The following is a 22,422-nucleotide window of genomic DNA, read 5'->3' on the forward strand; positions in this document are numbered from 1 at the left end:
AGATGTTCGGATTCGATCCCATAGTGCTGGCAATCGTCGCCCTCGCCGCCGTCTCCGCGGCGGCGGTTGCCTATGCCCTGTTGTTTTCGAAGATCGAAGCCGACAAGAAATCGGCAAGCCGCATCAATCGCGTCAAATCGGCCGAAAGCGACCGGGTCAATGTCAAGGCTGCCCGTGACCGGGTGCAGGAGTTGTCGAAGCGCCGCAAATCGGTGCAGGACAACTTGAAGGATCTGGAAAAGCGCCAGCACGAAAAGACCAAAAAGACCCTGTCGATGAAATCCCGGCTGGTGCAGGCCGGCCTGACGATCACACCGGCGAAATTCTATCTCTTCAGCGCCATCTTCGCCTTGGTGCTGCTGCTCGTGGCCTTCGTCGTCGGTGCGTCGTTGATGGTCATGGTCGGTATCGCCGTCGTCGCCGGTCTCGGCTTGCCGCGCTGGGTCCTCGGCTTTCTGATCAAGCGCCGCCAGACCAAGTTTTTGAACGAACTCCCCAATGCGCTTGACGTCATCACCCGCTCGATCAAATCGGGCCTGCCGCTCAACGATGCCATCCGTCTTATCGCCACCGAAGGCACCGAGCCGGTCAAGAGCGAGTTCCTGCGGGTGATCGAGGCGCAGCAGGTGGGCCTCAGCATTCCCGACGCCTGCGCCCGCATGACGATCCACATGCCGCTCCAGGAAGTCAATTTCTTCGCCATCGTCATCGCCATCCAGTCGCAGGCCGGCGGCAATCTGTCGGAAGCGATCGGCAATCTATCCAAGGTGCTGCGCGAACGCAGGAAGATGAAGGCCAAGGTCCAGGCGCTCTCGATGGAAGCCAAGGCGTCGGCCGTCATCATCGGGGCTCTGCCCTTCATCGTTGCGACCCTCGTCTACATGACGTCGCCGAACTACATGATGATCCTTTTCACCGATCCGCGCGGCCATCTCATCATGGGTGCCTCGGCGATCTGGATGTCGATCGGCATCTTCGTCATGCGCAACATGGTCAATTTTGACATCTAGCCGGAAGGAAGCATCATGTCGCAGGACTTTGCCGCAACGCTGACCAATCCGAGCATGCTGATCGCGCTCTTCGTCGCGATCGCCGTCTTCGCCACCTTTTATACGATCGCCATCCCCTTCTTCGAACGCGGCGATCTGAACAAGCGCATGAAGGCGGTTTCGACCGAACGCGAGCAGATCCGTGCCCGCGAACGCGCCCGCATGAACACCGAAACCGGCGCTGGCAAGGCCTCGCTCAGGAACCAGAACAACCGCTCGGTCCGTCAGATCGTCGAGCGCTTCAATCTGCGCAAGGCGCTGGTCGACGAAAACACGGTCAACAAGCTGCGTGCCGCCGGTTTCCGCTCGGAGAATGCGCTGAATACCTTTCTCGTGGCGCGTTTCCTGTTGCCCTTCCTTTTTCTGACGCTTGCCGCCGTTTGGGTCTTCGGCCTCGGCAATCTCGCCGAAAGGGGCATGCCGATCCGCCTCTTCGCCATCATCGGCGTCGGTTATCTCGGCTTCTACGCCCCGAACATCTATATCTCGAACCGCATGGGCAAGCGCCAGCACTCGATCAAGCGCGCCTGGCCGGATGCGCTGGACCTGATGCTGATCTGCGTCGAATCCGGCATCTCGATCGAGGCTGCGATGCGTCGCGTGTCGGAAGAGCTCGGCGAGCAGTCGCCGGCGCTCGCCGAGGAGATGGTGCTGACCACGGCCGAGCTCTCCTTCCTGCCGGATCGCCGCGTGGCGCTCGACAATCTTGCGACGCGCACCCAGATCGAGCTGGTGCGTTCGGTGACACAGGCGCTGATCCAGGCCGATCGCTACGGCACGCCGGTCGCGCAGGCACTGCGCGTTCTCGCCCAGGAAGGACGCGACGAACGGATGAACGAGGCGGAAAAGAAGGCGGCCGCCCTGCCGCCGAAACTGACGGTGCCGATGATCCTGTTCTTTCTGCCGGTGCTGATCGCCGTCATTCTCGGTCCGGCTGGCATCCAGGTGTCCGACAAGTTCTGACGTTTGCGCCGACGCCGGAAAGCGGCGACCGCTTTCGGCGGAAGACGATGTGCATCAAGGACCATCGGTCCGATCGGCCACCAGAAAGCGCGGGTGACCGCCGCCGACTGAGCTGGTAAATGGGATGGACGACCATCGGCAAGCGCAGGCGCCCCGCGGCGCCCCTGATGTTCGTTCAATCCAAAAGAGAGGTTTCCGATGTCTTCTGCGGGCATTTTCATCAGCATCATGGCAGCCTTGGCCGTCGGCGCGATGAGCCCCGGCCCGAGCTTCGTCGTCGTCTCCAGGATCGCCATCTCGCGCTCGAGGCTGGATGGCCTTGCGGCCGCACTCGGCATGGGCGTCGGCGGTGTCGTTTTTGCCGTGCTGGCGCTTGCCGGGCTGACGGCGCTGCTGTCTCAGTTCGAATGGCTCTATGTCCTGCTGAAGGTCGCAGGCGGCGCCTATCTCGTCTATATCGCCGTCAATATCTGGAGGAACGCCGGTCAGCCGCTCGAGGTCTCCGACACCGTCGACGTCAATCCTGCGCCGAGGCTGAGCTTCATGACCGCGCTGCTGACCCAACTCAGCAACCCGAAGACCATCATCGTCTATGCCAGCATCTTTGCCGCACTTTTACCGAGGACGGTGCCGCTCAGTCTCATCGTCGCGCTGCCGCTCGGCGTCTTCGTCTTGGAGGCGGGGTGGTATTCGATCGTGGCCTTCGCTTTTTCGGCCCGCCACCCGCGGCGGCTCTATCTTGCAGCCAAGAGCTGGATCGACCGCAGCGCGGGTGTCGTCATGGCCGGCCTCGGGCTCCGGCTCATTCTCGCGGGCGTAAGTGATCGATAGGCTGTCGCATGTGACTTCGGACGCTCTCAAGCGCAGAAGAAGTCCGGTCAGTTGGTATTGCTGCCGTCCGCTGCGCCCGGCGTCTTGTCCTTGGCGGCGAGTTTCTGCCAGGAATTTGGCTGTGAGAGCATGCCTCTGAGATAGGCGACATTGGCATCGGCCTGTTGCGGCGAAAGTTCGCGCCGCGCGATCTGCTCGGCTTCCGGGAAACGTCCTTGCAGACCGACGACGAGGGCAAGGTTCTGCCTGATGCGGCTGTCGGCCGTCGGCTGGCTGGCGGCGGAGCGCAGATAGGTTTCGGCCGTGCGCAGATCGCCGGTCAGCACGTAGGACATGCCGAGGTTGGAAAGGATGGAGGGCTCGTTCGGCTGGATATCGAGCGCGTCGCGGTAGCGCTGCCGGGCCTCGCTTGCCCGGCCCATCTGGTCGAGGATCGCGCCTTGGGCCGAGACCAGCTTCCAGTCCGGACGATCCGGTGTCTGGGCGCGGCCGATCGTGTCGAGCGCCTGCTGGAACTGGCCGGCCGCCGCCTGCGCCTTGCCGTAGGCGGCGAGCACGTTGCGGTCGCCGGGATTGGCGATCGCCACCTGCTGCATGACGGCGAGCGCCTGCGTGTCACGGCCGTTCATGCGCAGCAGATTGGCATAATTGACGCCGGTGACGGGATCGCGCGGGTTCTTTTCATAGGCCTGGCCGAGCCGATCCGTCGCCGAGCGCAGCTCGGTCGCGTCCATCTCGTCAACCGGCTTGCTGAGTTTCGGCACCGAGCCCGTTGTCATCCGGTCCTTGGTCGTCGAGCAGCCGGCAAGCGCCAGGACGAGCAGCGAGGCCGCAGCGCCCTGCAGGATACGATTCGTGAATATGGTGGTGAGCGAGGCAGGCATGGCGCGTTCCTGGATTCCGAAATCGGCGCCTGACCTCGAAGCGGAACAGGGAAAGGTTTGACGCGTAATCTTCGCTCCAGCAATAGTCTGTTAACCCTAACAGACCGTTAAGGAACGATTCCTTACGACCGCCGAAGGACAATCATGGCCCCCTATCAGTTCATCGAGAGACCGACTCCTTTCAACACGAAGGGCGGTTCGACGCTGCCGATCTTTGCCGTCACGCCTGCCCATATCGAGACCGGTACGATCGATCCGATCGCCCTCGATTGGGCGCAGAGGGCAGGCTACAAGGCCGAAAGCGGGTCGCTGCTGCTGATCCCGACGGCTGAAGGCCATCTCGGCGGCGCGCTTTACGGCCTCGGCACCAATCCATCCGAGCAGCCTTACATCACCGGCAGGCTCGCCCGCGCGCTGCCGGCCGGCGACTGGCACATCGAGACCGCGCCGCTGACGGCAAATCGCCTGGCGCTCGGCTTCGGGCTCGGCAGCTACCGTTTCGACCGTTACAAATCCGAAAAATCGGCGGCGGCGACGCTGATGATCCCCCGCGATGCCGACGCCGCCGACATCAAGCGCCAGCTTGCCGGCGTCTTTCTTGCCCGTGACCTGATTAATACGCCGACGAATGACATGGGCCCGAACCAACTCGAGGCCGTTTTCCGTGGCCTGGCCGAACATTACAAGGCGGAGATATCGGTGATTACGGGCGACGACCTGCTCACACAAAACTTCCCGCTGGTCCATACCGTCGGCCGCGCCAGCGCCGATGCGCCGCGCCTTCTCGAACTGCGCTGGGGCAAGAAGGGCCATCGCAAGGTGACGCTCGTCGGCAAGGGCGTCTGCTTCGACACCGGCGGTCTCGACATCAAGCCTGCCGCCTCCATGTTGCTGATGAAGAAAGACATGGGCGGCGCGGCGAATGTCATGGGGCTTGCCCTGATGATCATGGACGCCAAGCTGAAGGTCGACCTACGTGTTATCGTGCCGGTCGTCGAAAACGCGATCTCGTCCAACGCTTTTCGGCCCGGCGACATCTACCGCAGCCGCAAAGGCCTGACCGTCCAGATCGACAATACCGACGCCGAAGGCCGTCTGATCCTTGCCGATGCGCTTGCCTACGCCGATGAGGAAGAGCCCGAGCTCTTGATCGACATGGCGACGCTGACCGGCGCCGCCCGCGTTGCTCTCGGTCCGGACCTCCCGCCCTTCTTCACCGATGACGCCAATCTGGCGCATGACCTGACCGAAGCGAGCCTGGAAACCGACGATCCGCTCTGGCGCCTGCCGCTCTATTCCGGCTACGAAAAGGACATCCGCACCAAGTTCGCCGACCTTACCAACGCACCCGCCGGCGGTATGGCCGGTGCGATCACTGCGGCCCTCTTCCTCAAGCGTTTCGTCAGCAAGGCGAAGAGCTGGGTGCATTTCGATATCTTCGGCTGGGCTCCGTCCGAACGGCCGCATTCGCCGGGCGGCGGCGAGGCACAAGCGATCCGCGCGCTCTTTCACCATATCCGCGAAAGCCTGCGCTGAGCCCATACGCAAAAAAGCGTTGAGGCGCGCCGCGTGTTCGCGCGTTGCGCCTCGCTGTCGATCGTTAAAATTTTATTCACCCTGCCGGGCGGCAATTCCCAGCGCCCCTTGCATGTGCATGGCAACTACCGGAAAATGAAACGTTAGCGTAACGATCTTCCGGAGGGGCCGTGCCGATCGAACTGACCGCCTCGCAGGCGCTGGGGCTCTGGCATGGCGCGGCGCTCGATCAGGTCCGCCACGATGACCGCGATTTGACGTTGCGCCAGATGGCGATCCTGCTGCATATTTATCTGGTGCCGCCGCCGCACACCGTGCGCGGGCTTGCCGCCACGCTTGAAGTCACCAAGCCGGTCATTACCCGCGCCTTGGATACGATGGGCGAGATGGGCCTGGTCGATCGTGTGCGTGACGATGCCGACCGGCGCAACGTGATCATCAAGCGTACCGTCGGCGGCGCGCTCTACCTGGAAAAGCTCGGCGATCTCATCCGAGATCAGGCCCGCCGACTGCCGATCTGAAAGGAATGCGAATGACGATGCTCGACCGCCGCCTGCATGCCTATAGACCAGATCTCGCGGAAGCGAGGCTTGAGGGCAAGGTCGAGGCGTTGCGCTTTGTGGAAGGCGCGCCGGCCCGTGTTGCCGTTCCCGTCGTGGGTTTGCGCCCTGAACCGAATCTTGCGCGCGGCATCGATACGGAGCTGCTTCTCGGCGAGGACGTGACGGTTTTCGATCGCGCCGACGGCTGGTGCTGGGTGAAAGCCGCCTCTGACGGCTATGTCGGTTATGTCGCGGCAGATGCGCTCTTGGAAGGCAAGCCGGCGCCGACCCATATCGTCACCGTGCAACGCAGCTTCGTCTATCCGGAACCGGAACTGCGCAAGCCCTACCAGGCCATCGTGTCGATGGGAAGCCGCGTTCATGTCGCCGGCGAGGCGGAAGCGCGGGGCAATCGCTATGTCGTGCTCGATGACGGAACGGCAATCTTCGCCAAGCACGTCCAGCCGATCGGTGCCCTCGATGGCGCCGATTACGTGGAGATCGCAGCCCGTTTCCTGGAAACGCCCTATCTCTGGGGCGGGCGTTCCGGCCTCGGCATCGATTGCTCCGGCCTCGTCCAGCTGGCGATGCTGATGACGGGCAGAGCTGCGCCGCGCGATGCCGACCTGCAGGCGGCAGGCCTCGGCCAGCCGATCGACCGATCCGAAATCCGCCGTGGCGACCTGGTATTCTGGAAGGGCCATGTCGCCGTCTTCGAGGATCCGGAAACCATCCTCCATGCCAACGGCCACAGCATGACGGTGGCGCGCGAGAATTTCGAGGCCGCGGTCGAGCGCATCGGCTGGCTCTACCAGCAACCGACCGGCTATCGTCGCCCGATCAGCTGATCGGAGGCCGCGGCCAAGACCTTACCCCGCCCGTCCAGTCCTCGAAGGCTTTCGATAGCCTCAGCACCTGCAGATCGTCGAAACGCGGCCCGACGATCTGCAGGCCGATCGGCATGCCCGATCGGGAGAAACCGCAATTGATCGAAGCAGCCGGCTGCTCAGACATGTTCCATGGCACCGTGAAACCGATGTGCTCGAACGGCAGGGCCGGATCGTTGGTCGGCGATGCCCATTCGGCCGGATAGGAGATGATCGGATTGGTCGGCGAAAGCACGGCGTCGACCTCGGTGAACAGCCGTCCGCAGCTCTTGCGCATCTCGATCGTCTGATTGAAGCCCTTGACCGCATCGACACCGCTGATATCGGCGCCGCCCATCGCCCAATCCCTGATATAAGGCAGGATGCTGTCGCGCCGTTCTTCGTCGAGGTCCGCGATATCGCCCCAGAACCGGGACCGCCAGAAATTGTCGAGGCCATCCAGCATCGCGCGCGTCAGCACCGGCTGCACTGATACAATGGTGGCGCCGGCCTTCTCGAAATGTTGCGCCGCCGCTTCGACCGCGACCCTGATCTCGTCGTCCACCGCAAGCCCGCAGCCGGCATCGAGCATCAGCCCGATCTTCAAGCCCGACACGTCGATGTCGAGATCCATCCAGTTGAAATCGTTCGGCGGCAGGCTGGTGCCGTCGCGCCAGTCCGGGCGCGACAGCGTCGCCATCGAAAAGGCCGCATCCTCGACCGTGCGCGCCATCGGCCCGACGCAGCGCCCGACATAATAGGGATCGGCTGGAATGCGCCCGTGGCTCGGCTTGAAACCGAAGATGCCGGTCCAACCGGCGGGAAGGCGCACCGAGCCGCCGATATCGGTGCCGATATGCAGCGGTCCGTAGCCGGCGGCCGCCGCTGCGGAAGCCCCGGCGCTCGATCCGCCGGGATTTTGCGTGGTGTTCCAGGGATTGCGGCTGAGAGGATGAAAGCTCGAAAGGCCGGAGGAAAGCATGCCGTAATCGGGGCAGGTGGTCTTGGCGAAGATCACCGCGCCGTCTTCCCGCAGTCGGGCCGCGGCCGGTGCGTCGGCCTCTGCCGGCTTCAGTTCCACTGCCCTCGTGCCGAGCGGAACCGGCTGGCCCTTCGTGGCGATCAGCTCTTTCAGCGTTACCGGGATGCCGTCCAGGGCGCCAAGCGTTTCTCCCTTCGCCCAGCGCTCCGTCGACGCTTTCGCCTGGGCGCGCGCCGATTCCGGATCGTAGAGGTAGAGTGCCGAAATCGAAGGCTCCCAGGCCGCGATATGGTCTTCGAGGGAAAGCCAGTATTCGAGGGGGGAGAGGCTTTTATCGGCGAAGTGCTGACTGAGTTCGCGAATGGTAAGGTCGGTTTCGGTCATGGCATGGTCTTTCGGGCTTTTCGTCTTGGGAGGACATCAGCGGCTCGCCTCGCGCGGATCGAGCAGATCGCGCAAACCGTCGCCGAGCATGTTGAAGCCGAAGACGGTGAGCGCGATGGCAAGACCGGGCAGGATCGCCAGCCAGGGGGCGAGCGCCAGATAGGTTTGCGCATCGGCAAGCATCCGGCCCCAGGTCGGCGCCGGCGGCGCTATGCCAAGCCCGAGGAAGCTGAGACCCGCTTCGGTGAGGATTGCCAGCCCCAGCTGGATCGCGCCATGCACGATGATCTGGCTCATGATATTCGGCAGCACATGGCGCAGCGAAATGGTCAGTCGCGTATTGCCGATCGCGCGCGCCGCCGTCACATAGTCGCGGCTCCAGGCCTGCAGCGAGGTCGCAAGCGTCACCCGGGCAAAGACCGGGATCATGAAGACGGCAATCGCGGTGATCGCGGTGAACCGCCCTGGCCCGAGAAAGGCGCCGAGCACCATGGCCGACAGGATCGGCGGAAGCGCGAAGATGACGTCGCAGATGCGCATCAGCAGCGCTTCGAAGGGACCGCGGATTGCCGCCGCCGAAATGCCGGCGATCGAGCCCAGCGTCCCGCCGATCATGACCGCGGTGATGGCGATCGACAGCGAATTCCAGCAGCCCGCCATCAGCATCGAAAGCACATCGCGGCCGAACTGGTCGGTACCGAGCAGGCCGAAGGCAAGCGGCGGCTGCAGCTTGTGGATGATCTGCATTTTCGCCGGCGGCAGTGGCGTCCAGACGAGTGACAGCAGCGCAACGGCGACCAGCAGCCCGATGATGACAGCCCCAGCAATCAAGTTCATTCGCCGGCTAAGTCTAAAGACTCGATGGCGGCCGGCGATCGCGGGGGATGCAATCGGTACCATGGTTCAGGCCGCCTTTCTCATCCTGGGATCGATCGCCAGATAGGAGAGATCGACAATGAAGTTCATCACGATGACCAGGCCTGCGAAGAACAGCACGACATCCTGCATGACGATGACGTCGCGCTGGGAGAGCGCCTGTAGCGCGAGCCGCCCGAGGCCGGGCAGGTTGAAGACGTTTTCAACCAGCACCGCGCCGGCGACGAGAAAGGTGAATTGCAGCCCGATCATTGTCAGGATCGGGATCAGTGCGTTCGGCACGATATGGCGCCACAGCACTGCACTGCGTGACAGCCCCTTGGCCACCGCGGTGCGGGCAAAATCCTCATGCATCGTGTCGAGCACCGCCGAGCGCGCCACCCGGGTCAACACGCCCGCCTGCGGCATCGCCAACGCGACAGCGGGCATAACCAGCGCCTGCAATGCCGGCAGCGGGCCGGCACTCCAGCCCGGGAAGCCGCCAGCCGGCATCAGCCCGAGCATCGTCGAAAACAGAATGATCAACAGCAGCGCCACCCAGAAGGCGGGCACCGCAATGCTGATCTGCGAAAACAGCGTTGCGATGAGGTCGAAGATGCCGCCGCGGCGCGAGGCGGCCAACACGCCGAGCGGCAAGGCAATCGCCACCGAGAGCATAATCGCCATCAGCGCCAGCGGCAGCGTCACCGTCAACCGCTCGACGATCAATCCTGCGACCGGTACGCCATAGGTGAGCGAATTGCCGAGATTGCCGGATAGCACGCCGGTCAACCATTGCCCGTAACGCAGCAGCAGCGGTTGATCGAGCCCGAGATCGTGGCGCAGCGCGGCAAGCGTTTCCGGTGTCGCCGAGGTGCCGAGCAGGATCGAGGCGGGATCGCCGGGCAGAAGGTTCATGACGGTGAAGATCAGAAGCGAGACGACGACGAGCGTGACCAGGAGACCGGTGAAGCGGCGGGCGAGGATTGGGATCATGCGCGCCACACTTTCGATGTGGAACGGCGGATCCCCCTCTCTCCCTCATTCCTGTGCTCGTCACAGGAATCCAGCCACGGCGCGTCTGCGCCGTGAATGACTCTCATCCAGGTACGGAAGTCTCCCGCGCCCAAGGACTTGGGCGCACTGGATTCCTGTGACATCGCTCGGGCGAAGCCCTGAGGGCACAGGAATGAGGGAGCGAGAGGTTCGCGTGAGTCGACCATATCCGACTGTCCTGCTTCCGGCACCAAGGCCATCACCTCATCGCATCCCGTCCGAACCCGCCACTCACTCGTCCCAGGAAACACCGGAGAGCACGTTGGAAGGGATCGGCTCGTTTTCCCACAGGCCCTTCAGCTTTTTGTCCCAGACGCCGAGTTTCGGCATGACGAAGAGGTAGAGCGCCGGCACGTCCTCGGCGAGAATCTTCTGCGCTTCGCCGTAGATCGTATTCTGCGCGACCGGATCGGTCGTCTCCTGGACCTTCTTCATCAGCGCGTTGAAAGCGGGGTTCTTGTAGTTGAAATAATAGGGATCGCGCCCATAGATGTCGATGTCGAGCGGTTCGGCATGGGCAACGATCGTCATGTCGAAGTTGCGGTCCTTCATGATGTCCTGGACCCACTTCGCCGGAAATTCGGTCGGCTCGATATTCATCGTCACGCCGATTTCGTCAAACATCGCCTGCATCACCTGGGCGCTGCGCGGCGCATAGGCCATTTGCGGCGATTTGATCGTAAAGGTGAAGCCGTTGGGGTAGCCGGCCTCAGTGAGCAGCGCCTTCGCCTTTTCGACGTCATAGGGCAGCACATTGGTCATGTCCTGATAGCCCGGATCGTTCGGCGTGTAGTGGCTGCCGATCGGTGTGCCGAGGCCGGACCAGGCGCCGTCGATCACCATCTTGCGGTCGATCGCCATCATCAACGCCTGGCGGACGCGCTTGTCGTCGAACGGCTTCTTGGCAGTGTTCATGCCGGCAACGACCTTGAGCTCGGTATTGCCGATCCTGGTGACGAGCCTCGCATCGCCGTCGAAGGAACTCATCAGCTCTGGCGCGGCAAATTCCGGAAAGGCATCGAGATCGCCGGATTTCAGCGCAGCCGCCTGCGCTTGCGGATCGGCAATGAAGCGGAAGGTCACCCTGTCGAGCTTGGCGGCCGCATCCTTGTTCCAATAGTCGGCATTCCTGGTGAGTTCGACCTTGTCGCCCTTCGCCCAGCTGGCGAATTTGAACGGACCGGTGCCCACTGGCGTCGTCTTGTCGTCGGCAGCGGTCGTCGGCGCGACCATCACCGAGGCCGGCCAGCCGAGCCAGTAGATCAGGCTGCCGGTCGGTGCCGAGAGATGCAGCACCAGCGTTTCAGTATCAGGCGTGTCGATCGAGGCGATCGAGGCGAAGAAGCGTTTCTGCGGATTGACCGAATCGGCGCCGCGGGCGCGGTCCAGCGAAAACTTGGCGCTCGCGGCATCGAAGGCCTCGCCGTCATGGAATTTGACGCCGGTCTGCAGCTTGAATGTATAGGTCAGGCCATCGGGCGAGATTTCCCAGCTTTTCGCCAACTGAGGCTGGATCTTGCCGGCCTGGTCGATCGTCACCAGCCCTTCGAACACGTTTTGCCAGGTCACTTGGCCGATCGCCACCGGTGCTGCGATCGTCGGGTCGAGACCGGCCGGCTCAACGCTCATGCCGAGATTAAGGGTAGTCTTTGCCGCCTCGGCCGGCGTCATCGCCGTCATCACCAGGCCGGCCGAAAGTGCGGCACCGAGCGAAAGCCGCCTGAAGAAACGGGCTGAAGGCGCAAACGAAAGCTTGATCATCATGTTCCCTTATCTGGCCGCGCGTCGATGACGAAGACCTTTTGCGAGGAGAGTGACACTATGCCGGTGCACACACAATGACGAATTTGTGTGCTCAGTGTAGCCGAAAAAGCTACACCGCAATTCCGCGGCCAATGCAAGCTCGAAGCCTCAGTCTCTCGTCTCGGCGCCATGGCTCGTGCGCGCGCGCATGAACCTCTCGATGAAGTCGAGGAGTTTCGTCGCCGCGAAGGACAGCTGCCGGTCCGGCGCCACGCAAAGATCGACATGGGTGCGGATGCCGGTCTTGCCAGCGAGCGGAATGGCAAGGAGCTGACGCGCTTCAATCTCACGGCGAACAGTCAGCGCCGGCAGCAGCGTGGCCGCAGCCCCGCTGAGCACGAGTTCCTTCAGCATTTCGAGCGAGCTGGTGACGAAGACAGGATCGAGGCTCAGCCCCTCCTTCTCGAACAGGGCGTCGAAGGCCTGGCGAAAGCCGAAGGATTGATCCGGCAGCGCCAAGGCGTAGTCGGCGAGCGTCCTCAGCGGGATCTCGGCATGCGCAGCGGCCGGATGCTGCGGCGTGGCGATGAGATCATAGGCGATCTCGGAGCGCAGCCGTACCTTGGTGCCGGACATAGGAGGCGCAAACAGCGTCACCGCAATATCCGCCTCGGCGCTGTTGACGGCGTCGACCGCCTGCCGCGCGCTGGTGATCGTCACGGCAAAGCGCAGCTTCGGATATTTCAGGCTGAATTCGGCGAGCGCCGGCGCCAGCAGATTGGCGACGGTCGCGCCATTGGCATAGATGCTGACGCGACCGCGCTGCAGGCCCTTCAGGTCTTCGATTAGCTGCTGTACGTGATCGAGCTCGCGCAGCGTGCGGCCGGCGCGGGCGGCAAGCAGTTCGCCGGCGGCCGTCAGCTTTACGCCGCGGGCGCTGCGTTCGACGAGCGGCGCACCGAAATGATATTCGAGGTTCTCGATCTGCCGGCTGATCGCCGTTGGCGCGACATTGAGATTCTCGGCCGCCTGGCGCATCGAATTGGTCCTGACCAACTCGTCGAAATACATCAGCGCCCGGATCTGCATTCACGTCTCTCCGCGATTCGGCATATTGGATCTGTAGAGAGTCTGACCCTATTCAATCAGCCGCTGCTCGCATAGCGGTCGCGCCAGGCCTTTTGCGCGCCTTCCACCGGCAGCGCGGTCGCAGCGTAGACCCCACGGGCGATCGCCCGCGCCATGATGATAGTCGCGAGATGGCAAAGCTCCATCAGGCTCGCCATGTCGTCTCTTCGATGCTTGGCCGTCGAAGCGGCAAAGACGGTGTCGCCGTCGAGCGGCAGGTGCGCCGGCAGCAGTGCCCGGGCGAGGCCGTCATGGCCGGCGAGCGAAAGCCGATGCGCTTCGGCCTTCGTCAGCTGCGCATCGGTCACGACAGCGCCGATCGTCGTCGCCGGGGTGTTCATGCCCTTGAGCCGCATCCGGTGGTCGGTCACATCAGGCATGCCGAGCCCGCCAAATTCCGCGTCTTTCTCGAAAGGCGCCGCCCAGAAATGTGGCCCGTCGCCGATCGTCGCCGAGCCGAGCGCATTGACGGCGACGATTGCCGCGACGCGGTGCCCGGCGCTGCTGACGGCGCTGGCTGAGCCAAGCCCGCCCTTGACGGTGGCCGTCGTCGCCCCTGTGCCGGCACCTGTCGTGCCCAGCGCGAATGTACCCTTAGTGGCCGCCTTCAACGCCGCATAGCCCATGTCGCGATAAGGCGAGTGAAGGCCCCAATCCTTGTCGCCGCCGTTCAGCAGGTCCATCAGGATTGCCTGCGGCACAATCGGAATACGCACCGACCCGACTGCAAAGCCGCGGCCGAGTTCGCGCAGGCCCGCCTGCACGCCGCCGGCGGCATCCAGCCCGAAGGCAGAGCCGCCGGAGAGCACGAAGGCATCCACGGCATTGACGGTCATCGACGGATCGAGCAGGGCCGTGTCGCGCCCGCCGGGCGCGCCGCCGAGCACGGTGCCGGATGCGACGGCCGGTTCGTCGAAGACGATGACCGTGACACCGGAACCGAACGCAAGGTCGGTCGCATGGCCGACGGAAACGCCTTCGATGTCGGTAATGAGGTTCAGAAGATCGGGCAAGGGCGGATCCTTATCACGGAAAGGCGGCCGGTAGGACTGTACTGCATAATTCCTTAAATCGGAATCGATTTAAGGATAAAATTATGCAGAAATTCAAAGCGTTACAACGTCCCTTGCGCGTCTGATAAAGACGCGCGGCGCTGTAATGCCCTCAAAAAACAAGACCGGCCCCATTTGGCGGGACCGGTCGGACATTACGAAAAGCCGTGAATGTTAATTGCGGCCTCATGCCCTCAGGCATGAAGCGGCTTCGGATGACGGCGGGTCATCAGGTCATGGATAGCCAGCCGCACCTCGTCCGGCGAGCCGAAGCGCTGCTCGTCGAGGTCGTGGACATGAAATTTCACGGCGATGAACTTCAGCCGATCTTCATCGGGAATGACGATCCCGACGGGAACGCCTGCGTATTCGATAACTTGCTTCTTCATAGATAGAACTCCTGCCGCGCAACATGCGCAGCCATGGCGAATTGACTTGTCTGGTACCGTTGAAAGGAGGACGAACGTCACATTCGACAGTTCGGGCGGGAGAGGGCGCCCGGACGGTCATTGCCAAGCACAGATCGCCCAAGGAGATCGGCGAGAATATCGATGTCTATCATGCTCGTTCCTTATGTTGGCGTTGCACTTGAGAGGTCCCGGGTAGAGCCCGGGATCGGCGAAGGCTGTCTTCGATAATCCACTAACTTGGTAGAGATTACCCGATAGCCTGTCAGAAACATATTCCGAAACGTGTCAAAATATCGACGATCCGAAAAAATTCATTCCGTCGCAGTCCGAACTTACAGAAAGAAACATATCAGTCTTTCGTTAAATTCACATGACAGAATCGGAAGTTCGATCGATCACCGCGGCAGACATAGGAAGCCTTGCCGTAACAGGCAATGGCCTATTTCATTAAAAATCGACATGCCGCGAAATGACCAATTTGGTTAATGCCGGAAGCCCTGTGTCACCAGCCCTCTTCGAGTACCTTCTCCAGCATGTCCGCGAAGAAATCCGCGCTGTCGATGCTGATGCAGAGCGGTGGTTTGATCTTCAGTACATTCTGATGATCGCCGGTCGGCTGCATGATGACGCCGAGTTCGAGAAGCCGGTCGCAGATGGCAGCCGTCTCTTCGGTCGCCGGCTCCAGCGTCTTTCTGTCGCGGACGAATTCGAGGCCGAGATAGAGGCCCATGCCGTGCACGGCGCCCGCAATCGGATGGCGGTCGATCAGCGCGGCGAGCCGCGCCTTCAGATGATCGCCGACCGTCCGGGCATTTTCCTGCAGCTTTTCCTCGGCCATGAGGTCGAGCACTGTCATGCCGGCGATGCAGCTGACCGGGCTGCCGCCGGTGGAGGAAAAGAAAGTGCCCTCCTTCTCCAGCGATTGCGCAATCTCCCGCGTGGTGATGACGGCGCCGAGCGGATGGCCGTTGCCCATGCCTTTGGCGACTGTGATGATATCAGGCACGACCCCTTGCTGCTCGAAGCCCCAGAAATAATGCCCGAGCCTGGCATAGCCGACCTGCACCTCATCGGCGATGCAGAGGCCGTCGCGAGCGCGGACCTGCGCATAGATTTCCCTGAGGTAACCGTCCGGCAGCGGGATGCCACCGGCATTGCCGTAGACCGATTCGCAGATGAAGCCCGCAAGGCCTTCGCCCGCAGCATCAATTGCCTCCAGCACCGGCGTCGCCATGCCGAGATAATCCGCCGTCGTATCGGGACCACGGAAGTCGCCGCGATAGGTGTTCGGCGAAACGACGGTATGCACCCAGTCCGGCCGGGTGGTCGGTGCCTGCGGATTGTCGGCGATCGAGGTGGAGACGGCGTCGCTTGCCGCCGACCAGCCATGATAGGCTTCGAGCAGGCAGAGCATGTTGCGCGCGCCGCTATGGGCTTGCGCCAGCCGAAGCGCCAGATCGTTCGCCTCCGAGCCGCTGTTGACCAGGAAGACCGCGTCGAGCCCGTCCGGCGAAAGGGCGGCGAGGCGTTCGGAAAATTCCGTGATCGCGGCATAGTGGAAGCGCGAATTCGTGTTGAGCCGCAGCCATTGGGCGTGGATTGCTGCCGCGAACCTGGGATGGCCATGGCCGAGAATGGTGACGTTGTTGACCATGTCGAGATAGGCGCGGCCTTCGACATCGAACAAATGCTCCTTCCAGCCGCGCTCGATCTGCGGCGCCGACGCGTAATAGTTCTTCTGCGGCCTTGCGAGATGCGCCCGCCGCCTGGCGAAGAGCGCGGCGGTATCAGGTTGCGGCGCATCCGCTTGCGGGCTGAGAAGCAGCGAGGGTGAAGGGCAGAGCACCGACCAGGCCGCCGCCGCGCGGGGTGTGGAAAAGAGCGGTGGTTCAAGACCCGCGACGTTGCAAAGCTGGACACGCAGCCCGCCGAGCGACGAAGCCTCTCCGGTAACCGTGCCAAGCGGATCGCCGGCGGCAATCTGGGCTCCATCCTCAACCGACAGGTCGAGCCCATCGAGATGCAGGGTCATGCCGCCGCTGGCGAGCGTCAGATGCTGGTCCTTCCAGCCGATACGGCCGGCAAAGGGCGCTGCAATCGCGCTGCCTGCGGCAAGGCATATGTCGACATGCAGGGCGCAGGTCGCCTGTCCCTTCGCGGTTCCCGCACGGGAAAGCCGATATTCGCCGTAGCGCGTCGCTGCCGTGCCGTTTTCGGTTGCCACACGGGCAAGCAGCCGCCAGTCCATGTCGGCATTTAGCCAGTTGCCGGCGGAAAAATGCGGGCTCCGCACCCCAAGATCGACATAGGCGATCCCGGCGGGATCGATGTCCGGCAGCAACGGCAGCCAACCCGATGCTTCCGGGGCGGCGACATTTGCGCCGGCCGCCCTGAGGATCGCGGCTTCCATGAGTTCGAAGGGAACGGACATCGCCGTATCGAAGATCGCCCGCTCGTGCTCGAGATTGCCGCGGACATAGTCATTATCTGGATCGACCGAAATCTGCTGCTCGCTGCTGGCAACCAGAATGACCGCGCGTGCGACGGTCAACGGCCAGAGCGCCTTCAGCTCCTCGCCGGTCAGCGGATAGATCGCCTGATAGGCGGTGACGGCTGGCAGGATATGAAAAGGGTCGCCATCCGCCTGATGCAGCAGCGAAGCGCATGTGACGGCGAGGTCGCCGACCAGCCAGCCGCGCATCATATCGCCGAAATCGATCACCCCGTCGGGAATGGTATGGCCACGGGCGTCGCGGTGGCCGACGACATTATCGCCGGTGACGTCATGATGCACGGCCTGCAGCCGAAGCGATGGGGCCAACGGCTGGATGCGGCGAATGGCCATAACCATGGTCTTGGCGATCCGGTCGCGCGCCGCACTATCGGTGATCGCGGACAGCAGCTGCACTGCGACCGGCCCGGCGCGCCTGAGATCCCATTGCAGGCTGCGGTCGAGACCGGGATGGTCGAAATCGGCAAGCGCCTGCGCCAGCCTGGCGCAGAGCGCGCCGAGGGCCGCAACGGAAGCCGGCGCCAGATAGGTCAGCTCCGTCAGCCCCTGGCCTTCCAGATATTCCAGCAGCCGGACCTGATAGCCCTGCCCACGCACGGTAAGGACGACGATCTCCCGCCCTTCATTGCTGCGGATCACCTGCGGAACGCGCGGCGCATCTTGCCTGCTTTTGAGGTGATGGATCGCCGCATTCTGCGCTTCGAGCTCGCGGACCTCGTAGGCTGCATGGCAGATCTTCAGGACGTAGCGGCCACGATCGCTATCGACGCGATAGTTTCGATCCTGCTGGCTGCCGAGTTCGGTAAGCGTGCCGGAGAGGCTGTAATGAGCAAGGAGGATCTCTTCCGCGTCGCTGGCGGTGACGTCGGGACGCGGCAGCGCCATGCGATCAACAAGCGCCTCGTCGGTCATGACACCCCTCCGCTGCATGATTCGATTACCTATTGAAGGAGATAATCGAGTACTTGCCGCTGGCAGGCAACGGAAGATTGTCGTTCGCCAGCAAAAGAGATGCAGGGTCTAGGCGACGCTCAACCCATGCGTTCGGAGGCGTAACCGCCGGGGCTTGCCGGGAAGACCACGGTACGGTTGCCGTTCAGGAAGGTGCGGTGATGGATATGGGCATGGATGGCGCGCGCCAGCACCTGGCTTTCGACGTCGCGGCCGATCGAGACATAGTCGTCGGGCGACTGCGCATGGGTGATGCGCGCCGTGTCCTGCTCGATGATCGGGCCTTCGTCGAGATCGGCGGTGACGTAATGCGCCGTCGCGCCGATCAGCTTCACGCCGCGTTGATAGGCCTGCTTGTAAGGGTTGGCGCCCTTGAAGCTCGGCAGGAAGGAATGATGGATATTGATGATCCGGCCAGACATCTTTTGGCACATCGCATCCGAAAGCACCTGCATATAGCGCGCCAGTACGATCAGCTCCGTGCCGGTCTGTTCGACGATATCCATGATCTGGCCTTCGGCCTGCAGCTTGTTCTCCTTCGTCACCTTGATGTGGTGGAAGGGGATGTCGTGGTTGACCACGACCTTCTGGTAATCGAAATGGTTGGAGACGACGCCGACGATGTCGATCGGCAGGGCGCCGATCTTCCAGCGATAGAGCAGGTCGTTGAGGCAATGGCCGAAGCGCGACACCATCAGCAGCACCTTCATGCGGGCGTTGCCGTCGTGGATCTCGGCATCCATGGCAAACCGCTTGCAGATCGGCTCGAAGCCTTCCTTGAGTTCGGCAAGCGGCACGCCTTCCTCGGAGATGAAGCTCACCCGTGTGAAAAACCTGCCGGTATCGAGATCGTCGAACTGCGAGCTGTCGACGATGTTGCAGCCCTTGTCGGCCAGATAGCTCGAAATCGCCGCCACGATGCCGCGCGTCGACTTGCAGGATACCGTCAATACGTAACTTGTCATGTCTTTCCCTCTTCCCTCTCCAAGGCCGCCGCTGTGCTTAGATCAAAGCCCGGGCCGCGAACAGGCCGGCGCACTTTCATTCATGCGACAAATTGCAAGAGAAACCATCACCTTTGCGCAAGTTCTCTCATTGCTCAGTCTGAAGCTTAGGAGAAGTTGCGCGAAAAACTGTACCGTCAGCGCCGCTTGGATGCGTAATCTCGCCTTCGAGCGTTTTAGGCCGGCGGCCGGCTCGCCACCGCAACCTTGCGGCGCGGCGTGGTGATCTCATGGATGATCGCGCCGCCGATCGACGAGAGCACCAGCGAGAGGATCACGAAGAGCACCGGCTGCTGCAGGATGCCGATTGGCAGGCGGTCGGCGGCGACCCTGAGAAAGGCCAGCGTGAAGGCGTGGGTGATATAGATGCTGTAGGAGCAGTCGCCGAGATAGTTCAGCCATCCGACAACCGGCAGCCTGGAAAAATCGATGGAGATCGCGCCGTAGACGATGAAGATCGCCGGGATTCCCCAGGCATAGAACCGGCTTTCCGGCGGCATCAGCGCCTCGTTGATGAAGAGAAAGGCAAAGCCCATGGCAAGGGCCGCCCAAGCCCAGCGGCTCGGCAGCAGGATCTTCTGCCCGTAGAGCCAGCCGAGCACGACACCGGCGAGGAATTCCAGCATGATCGGTTCGCCGTAGAACCGGGTCACAGTCGTTTCCGGCAGGAGCCGGCAGGCGATCAGGATGACGGCAAAGACGGCAAACATCGCCGGGATGCGCCGAACTTCCGAAAGCGGCAATAGCAGCGCAAAGACGAAGTAGAAGAACATTTCGTAATTCAGCGTCCAGCCCGGAACGACCACCGGCGTGATCGTGCTGGGATCGGCGGGATTGCTCCATGGCAGGAAGAACAGCGAGGCTGCGAGATGCGGCAGGTCGAACACCGTCGATTTCAGCAATGACGGGGCCACAAGCGCCACCGTCGCCGAAAACAGCGTCGCCAGCCAGTAAAGCGGCACGATCCTCCTGATGCGCCGGCGGGCGAAATCGACCGGGCTCATGGCGCGTCCGCTTGTCGTCAGCCACATCACGAAGCCGCTCAAGACGAAGAAGATGTCGACGCCGGTTTCGCCATAGACGAAGGCGGTGGCGTCAAGCGCGGGATTGACCTTGGCAAGCTGCAATATCGCGTGGAAATAGACGACCATCAGCGCCGCGATGGCGCGCAGATATTGAAGCTGGACAAGCATCGGGCGTTTTGCTCCCTCGGGCTCGCGCGAACAGGCGCCGCTGCGGTCAACTCAATACATCTGCCGGACGACCCTGCCGGATGCGCGGGCTGTCGTGGAAGCGCATATATCCGACGACGAACCACAGGAGGCCGGCGATCTTCATCGAGAAGACCGCAGTTCCCCCGATCATCATATTCAGAAAAATGAAAAGAGAAAGTGAATGGGCGCAGCGCCGCTGTGCTGCCGTGCGCCCGGCGGGAAAGAGGCAGACGAACAGCCATAAGGCGATGACGCCGAAGATCGTCGCCGCGTAGATCAGGTAGACATAGCCGCTGTCGGCGAATTCGGCCACCCGGTCGACCGAAAGCCCAAGGATGGCGAGCGGATCGAGCTCCATGATCTTCTTCATCGTCAGGTTGATGCGGCCGGTGAAATTGTCGCCGGTAGCATTGGGTTTCAGCACGTAGACGAGGAAGCCGGCGGCGACGATCAGCGGCATCAGCGCCAGATTGAAATTCTTCGGGATCTTCGGAAAGACGAAGTAGCCGACGATGCAGGCAAAGCAGAAGATCAGCATCGTGCGCGTGTCGTTCGTCACCAGGATCAGCACGGCCGTGCCGATCATCAGCAACCGGTCCCAGCGGCCGAGTCTGTCCCACATCGAAATCAGGTAGACCGCGATCACGCCGCAGAAATTGGCGAGCGACACCTGCTCGAGGAAGATCGAGGAGGAACGATGGTCGATGATGCCGAAGGAGAAGCGCTCGGGAAAGCCGAGCGCGTTCTGAAAGAGGCCCGTCGTGTTGTAGCTCAGCGGCAGCAGCCCGCGCGTATTGGCGAAATAATCGGACGGGTGGACGATGCTGACGTAGAACGGCACGCTGACGATCTCGAAGATCAGGAAGATCATGACGGCAAGGCTTGCCCAGCGAAAGGCGAGCTTCATCGTTTTCTCGTTGCTCCAGCCGCCGAGCCCGGTAAAGCAGAAGATGATCAGCACGTTGCGAAAGTGATCGATGAACAGCATGCGGTTGAGCACGCTGACATAGATAGTCACGATGAGCGTGAACAGCAGGAACAGGAAGGCCGGCAGGTCGGTCTCGTAGATCCCCTTGTGCAGGATATAGATGATGGCGCTCGCCATGATCAGGCCTTCGCTGGCGGCGACATGCGTCATAGACAGCGGCACGATGTTGTGGTTGATGAAGGCGAGAATGCCGTTGTAGAGCACGGAGAGCAGGCCGAGCCACAGCACCAGATGATCGGTGCGCGATGCCTCGCGGGCAGCACCGAGCCGGTTGCCGGCTACGGTGCCGGCTACAGTGAATGTCGCTGTCCTGTGATCGACGACCGCCATGTTTATTTCCCCGAAGGCTTGACGGCTGAGCAAGCGCCGGCATCGGCTTTTGTCGCCTCGGCAAGAAGCCGCATCTGCGGCCGCTCGGGGCCCTTGCGCGGCTGGACGTTGAACGGCTCGTCCGCCGGCCACCATTCGCCGGCCGCCCAATAGGACCAGCCGAGCCAGACGTCGCTATTTCCGGACATGGTGGCGTAGATTTCGGTCAATCCGCTCATACAGTCCTTGTCGGTGGAGGCGCCGAATTCGCCGAGAAAGCCGCGCTTGTGGTTCTGTTTCAGCCAGGCGGTAACGCCGGCGATCGCGTCGACCGCGGCGCCTGCACCTTCGCAGGTCGGATGCGTTCCGGAGGAATCGGCGTCGAGATACTGGTGGACCTCATAGGCGTAGAAGTCGAGCGGATCGCGCACGCCGAGCATCACCGTGCCGTTGGCGCCGCCGATCACATCCTTTTCCCAGCTGCCCGCTCCGCTCCATGCCGTACCCGGCACCAGGATGAGGTTGCGCGCGCCGACGGCGCGGATGCTGCGAATCGCGGCATTGGCGGCATCCAGCCAGTCGGTCGCCTTGATGTCGTGCGGTTCGTTCATCAGGCCGAAGAGAAGGCCGTCCTGATTGGCGAATTCGACGGCAAGCCTTGCCCAGAAATCCCCGAAGGCGGCATCCGTCGCCGGCGCCGTGCCGACCTGGGTCTTGTCGTAATAGCCGAAATTATGCGGGTCGAGCAGAACTGCCATGCCGTGCTTGCGGATCAGGCCAACGGTATCCTTGAGCCGCTTGAGCTCGTCCTCGTCGAGCCGCCCGCCGAGTGCGGGCTGCAGGCGTTCCCAGCGGAAGGGCAGCCGGATGATCGTCATGCCCTTTTCGGCGAAATAGCCGATCGTGTCTTCGCTCGGATAGGTGTAGTTGGTGCCGTAGATGCCGCCGCGCTCGCCATATTCGCCGCCGGACAAATTGACGCCGCGATAGCAAGGTGCATCAGTCGCAAAGGCCGGCGACGGGATCAGAGCGGCCGCAAGCAGCAGCGCTGTCAGATGTCGTATCGTCCTCATGGCCATCCTCGTTATCGCGGCAAATCGCAACATCGGCGTCGCTGACGTTATTTTAACGGTCCGTTAGCTAAGAATTTCTAAAGTATCAGC

General features: G+C 62.4%; 19 protein-coding genes. 6 read left to right on the forward strand and 13 right to left on the reverse strand.

What is annotated here, in order from left to right:
• The first annotated feature begins 2 nt into the window (after nucleotides 1-2).
• The 3 genes from N1937_RS23105 to N1937_RS23115 all read left to right on the forward strand — a co-directional run bounded on the left by N1937_RS23105 (nucleotide 3) and on the right by N1937_RS23115 (nucleotide 2,843).
• Complete coding sequence (locus N1937_RS23105; protein WP_017966547.1) at nucleotides 3-1,010, forward strand: type II secretion system F family protein; 1,008 nt, start codon at nucleotides 3-5, stop codon at nucleotides 1,008-1,010.
• A gap of 15 nt (nucleotides 1,011-1,025) precedes the next feature.
• Nucleotides 1,026-2,012, forward strand: coding sequence for a type II secretion system F family protein (locus tag N1937_RS23110; RefSeq protein ID WP_260057061.1), 987 nt, complete (start codon nucleotides 1,026-1,028; stop codon nucleotides 2,010-2,012).
• A 198-nt stretch (nucleotides 2,013-2,210) separates the two neighbouring features.
• A complete protein-coding gene (locus N1937_RS23115) occupies nucleotides 2,211-2,843 on the forward strand; it encodes a LysE family translocator (RefSeq protein ID WP_260057062.1) in 633 nt (210 codons plus the stop codon).
• 47 nt (nucleotides 2,844-2,890) lie between these two features.
• On the opposite strand, the gene N1937_RS23120 is transcribed toward N1937_RS23115, so the two are convergent.
• Nucleotides 2,891-3,727 carry a tetratricopeptide repeat protein gene (locus tag N1937_RS23120; protein WP_260057063.1) on the reverse strand — a complete coding sequence of 279 codons (837 nt, stop codon included), beginning with the start codon at nucleotides 3,725-3,727 and terminating at the stop codon, nucleotides 2,891-2,893.
• 144 nt (nucleotides 3,728-3,871) lie between these two features.
• Here N1937_RS23120 and N1937_RS23125 point away from each other — a divergent pair, with 144 nt between their 5' ends.
• The 3 genes from N1937_RS23125 (at nucleotide 3,872) to N1937_RS23135 (ending at nucleotide 6,653) form a co-directional block, all read left to right on the forward strand.
• The gene (locus tag N1937_RS23125) at nucleotides 3,872-5,263 is read left to right on the forward strand and encodes a leucyl aminopeptidase family protein (RefSeq protein ID WP_260057064.1); all 1,392 of its coding nucleotides are present in this window, start codon (nucleotides 3,872-3,874) and stop codon (nucleotides 5,261-5,263) included.
• Between the two features lie 170 nt (nucleotides 5,264-5,433).
• Nucleotides 5,434-5,784, forward strand: a complete 351-nt coding sequence (locus tag N1937_RS23130; protein WP_064247479.1) for a MarR family transcriptional regulator — start codon at nucleotides 5,434-5,436, stop codon at nucleotides 5,782-5,784.
• Nucleotides 5,785-5,795: 11 nt separating this feature from the next.
• On the forward strand, nucleotides 5,796-6,653 hold the full coding sequence (locus tag N1937_RS23135; RefSeq protein WP_260057065.1) for a C40 family peptidase: 858 nt from the start codon (nucleotides 5,796-5,798) through the stop codon (nucleotides 6,651-6,653).
• Here the strand turns inward: N1937_RS23135 and N1937_RS23140 are convergent.
• The 12 genes from N1937_RS23140 to N1937_RS23195 form a co-directional block, all read right to left on the reverse strand.
• Nucleotides 6,646-8,037, reverse strand: coding sequence for an amidase (locus N1937_RS23140; protein ID WP_260057066.1), 1,392 nt, complete (start codon nucleotides 8,035-8,037; stop codon nucleotides 6,646-6,648). The genes N1937_RS23135 and N1937_RS23140 overlap by 8 nt on opposite strands.
• 36 nt (nucleotides 8,038-8,073) lie before the next feature.
• Nucleotides 8,074-8,937 (reverse strand): ABC transporter permease, encoded by an 864-nt coding sequence (locus N1937_RS23145; protein WP_260057067.1) that lies wholly within the window; start codon nucleotides 8,935-8,937, stop codon nucleotides 8,074-8,076.
• 3 nt (nucleotides 8,938-8,940) lie between these two features.
• Complete coding sequence (locus N1937_RS23150) at nucleotides 8,941-9,888, reverse strand: ABC transporter permease (RefSeq protein WP_260057068.1); 948 nt, start codon at nucleotides 9,886-9,888, stop codon at nucleotides 8,941-8,943.
• A gap of 291 nt (nucleotides 9,889-10,179) precedes the next feature.
• Nucleotides 10,180-11,709 carry an ABC transporter substrate-binding protein gene (locus tag N1937_RS23155; RefSeq protein ID WP_260057069.1) on the reverse strand — a complete coding sequence of 510 codons (1,530 nt, stop codon included), beginning with the start codon at nucleotides 11,707-11,709 and terminating at the stop codon, nucleotides 10,180-10,182.
• A gap of 150 nt (nucleotides 11,710-11,859) precedes the next feature.
• Nucleotides 11,860-12,780: a LysR substrate-binding domain-containing protein gene (locus N1937_RS23160; protein WP_260057070.1), complete on the reverse strand. Its 921-nt coding sequence runs from the start codon at nucleotides 12,778-12,780 to the stop codon at nucleotides 11,860-11,862.
• Nucleotides 12,781-12,836: 56 nt separating this feature from the next.
• Entirely contained in the window at nucleotides 12,837-13,832 is a 996-nt protein-coding gene (locus N1937_RS23165) for a P1 family peptidase (RefSeq protein ID WP_260057071.1), read from the reverse strand.
• 233 nt (nucleotides 13,833-14,065) lie between these two features.
• A complete protein-coding gene (locus N1937_RS23170; RefSeq protein WP_003544544.1) occupies nucleotides 14,066-14,260 on the reverse strand; it encodes a hypothetical protein in 195 nt (64 codons plus the stop codon).
• Nucleotides 14,261-14,783: 523 nt separating this feature from the next.
• The gene (locus tag N1937_RS23175; protein ID WP_260057072.1) at nucleotides 14,784-17,705 is read right to left on the reverse strand and encodes an aminotransferase; all 2,922 of its coding nucleotides are present in this window, start codon (nucleotides 17,703-17,705) and stop codon (nucleotides 14,784-14,786) included.
• A gap of 119 nt (nucleotides 17,706-17,824) precedes the next feature.
• Nucleotides 17,825-18,709: a formyltetrahydrofolate deformylase gene (gene purU, locus N1937_RS23180; RefSeq protein ID WP_018070299.1), complete on the reverse strand. Its 885-nt coding sequence runs from the start codon at nucleotides 18,707-18,709 to the stop codon at nucleotides 17,825-17,827.
• Nucleotides 18,710-18,924: 215 nt separating this feature from the next.
• Nucleotides 18,925-19,941, reverse strand: coding sequence for an acyltransferase family protein (locus tag N1937_RS23185; RefSeq protein WP_260057073.1), 1,017 nt, complete (start codon nucleotides 19,939-19,941; stop codon nucleotides 18,925-18,927).
• 46 nt (nucleotides 19,942-19,987) lie between these two features.
• Nucleotides 19,988-21,280, reverse strand: a complete 1,293-nt coding sequence (locus N1937_RS23190; protein WP_170257510.1) for a hypothetical protein — start codon at nucleotides 21,278-21,280, stop codon at nucleotides 19,988-19,990.
• 2 nt (nucleotides 21,281-21,282) lie between these two features.
• The gene (locus N1937_RS23195; protein WP_170257511.1) at nucleotides 21,283-22,332 is read right to left on the reverse strand and encodes a glycoside hydrolase family 5 protein; all 1,050 of its coding nucleotides are present in this window, start codon (nucleotides 22,330-22,332) and stop codon (nucleotides 21,283-21,285) included.
• Nucleotides 22,333-22,422: the final 90 nt, after the last annotated feature.

It is taken from the genome of Rhizobium sp. WSM4643 (assembly GCF_025152745.1).
In the GTDB taxonomy this organism is placed as follows: Bacteria; Pseudomonadota; Alphaproteobacteria; order Rhizobiales; family Rhizobiaceae; genus Rhizobium; species Rhizobium leguminosarum_I.

Excerpts from the sequence above, each read along its gene's own strand:
- N1937_RS23105 (WP_017966547.1), top strand. The coding sequence starts at position 3 with ATGTTCGGATTCGATCCCATAGTGCTGGCAATCGTCGCCCTCGCCGCC.
- N1937_RS23110 (WP_260057061.1), top strand. The coding sequence starts at position 1,026 with ATGTCGCAGGACTTTGCCGCAACGCTGACCAATCCGAGCATGCTGATC.
- N1937_RS23115 (WP_260057062.1), top strand. The coding sequence starts at position 2,211 with ATGTCTTCTGCGGGCATTTTCATCAGCATCATGGCAGCCTTGGCCGTC.
- N1937_RS23120 (WP_260057063.1), bottom strand. The coding sequence starts at position 3,727 with ATGCCTGCCTCGCTCACCACCATATTCACGAATCGTATCCTGCAGGGC.
- N1937_RS23125 (WP_260057064.1), top strand. The coding sequence starts at position 3,872 with ATGGCCCCCTATCAGTTCATCGAGAGACCGACTCCTTTCAACACGAAG.
- N1937_RS23135 (WP_260057065.1), top strand. The coding sequence starts at position 5,796 with ATGACGATGCTCGACCGCCGCCTGCATGCCTATAGACCAGATCTCGCG.
- N1937_RS23140 (WP_260057066.1), bottom strand. The coding sequence starts at position 8,037 with ATGACCGAAACCGACCTTACCATTCGCGAACTCAGTCAGCACTTCGCC.
- N1937_RS23145 (WP_260057067.1), bottom strand. The coding sequence starts at position 8,937 with ATGGTACCGATTGCATCCCCCGCGATCGCCGGCCGCCATCGAGTCTTT.
- N1937_RS23150 (WP_260057068.1), bottom strand. The coding sequence starts at position 9,888 with ATGATCCCAATCCTCGCCCGCCGCTTCACCGGTCTCCTGGTCACGCTC.
- N1937_RS23155 (WP_260057069.1), bottom strand. The coding sequence starts at position 11,709 with ATGATCAAGCTTTCGTTTGCGCCTTCAGCCCGTTTCTTCAGGCGGCTT.
- N1937_RS23160 (WP_260057070.1), bottom strand. The coding sequence starts at position 12,780 with ATGCAGATCCGGGCGCTGATGTATTTCGACGAGTTGGTCAGGACCAAT.
- N1937_RS23170 (WP_003544544.1), bottom strand. The coding sequence starts at position 14,260 with ATGAAGAAGCAAGTTATCGAATACGCAGGCGTTCCCGTCGGGATCGTC.
- N1937_RS23175 (WP_260057072.1), bottom strand. The coding sequence starts at position 17,705 with ATGACCGACGAGGCGCTTGTTGATCGCATGGCGCTGCCGCGTCCCGAC.
- purU (WP_018070299.1), bottom strand. The coding sequence starts at position 18,709 with ATGACAAGTTACGTATTGACGGTATCCTGCAAGTCGACGCGCGGCATC.
- N1937_RS23185 (WP_260057073.1), bottom strand. The coding sequence starts at position 19,941 with ATGCTTGTCCAGCTTCAATATCTGCGCGCCATCGCGGCGCTGATGGTC.
- N1937_RS23190 (WP_170257510.1), bottom strand. The coding sequence starts at position 21,280 with ATGGCGGTCGTCGATCACAGGACAGCGACATTCACTGTAGCCGGCACC.
- N1937_RS23195 (WP_170257511.1), bottom strand. The coding sequence starts at position 22,332 with ATGAGGACGATACGACATCTGACAGCGCTGCTGCTTGCGGCCGCTCTG.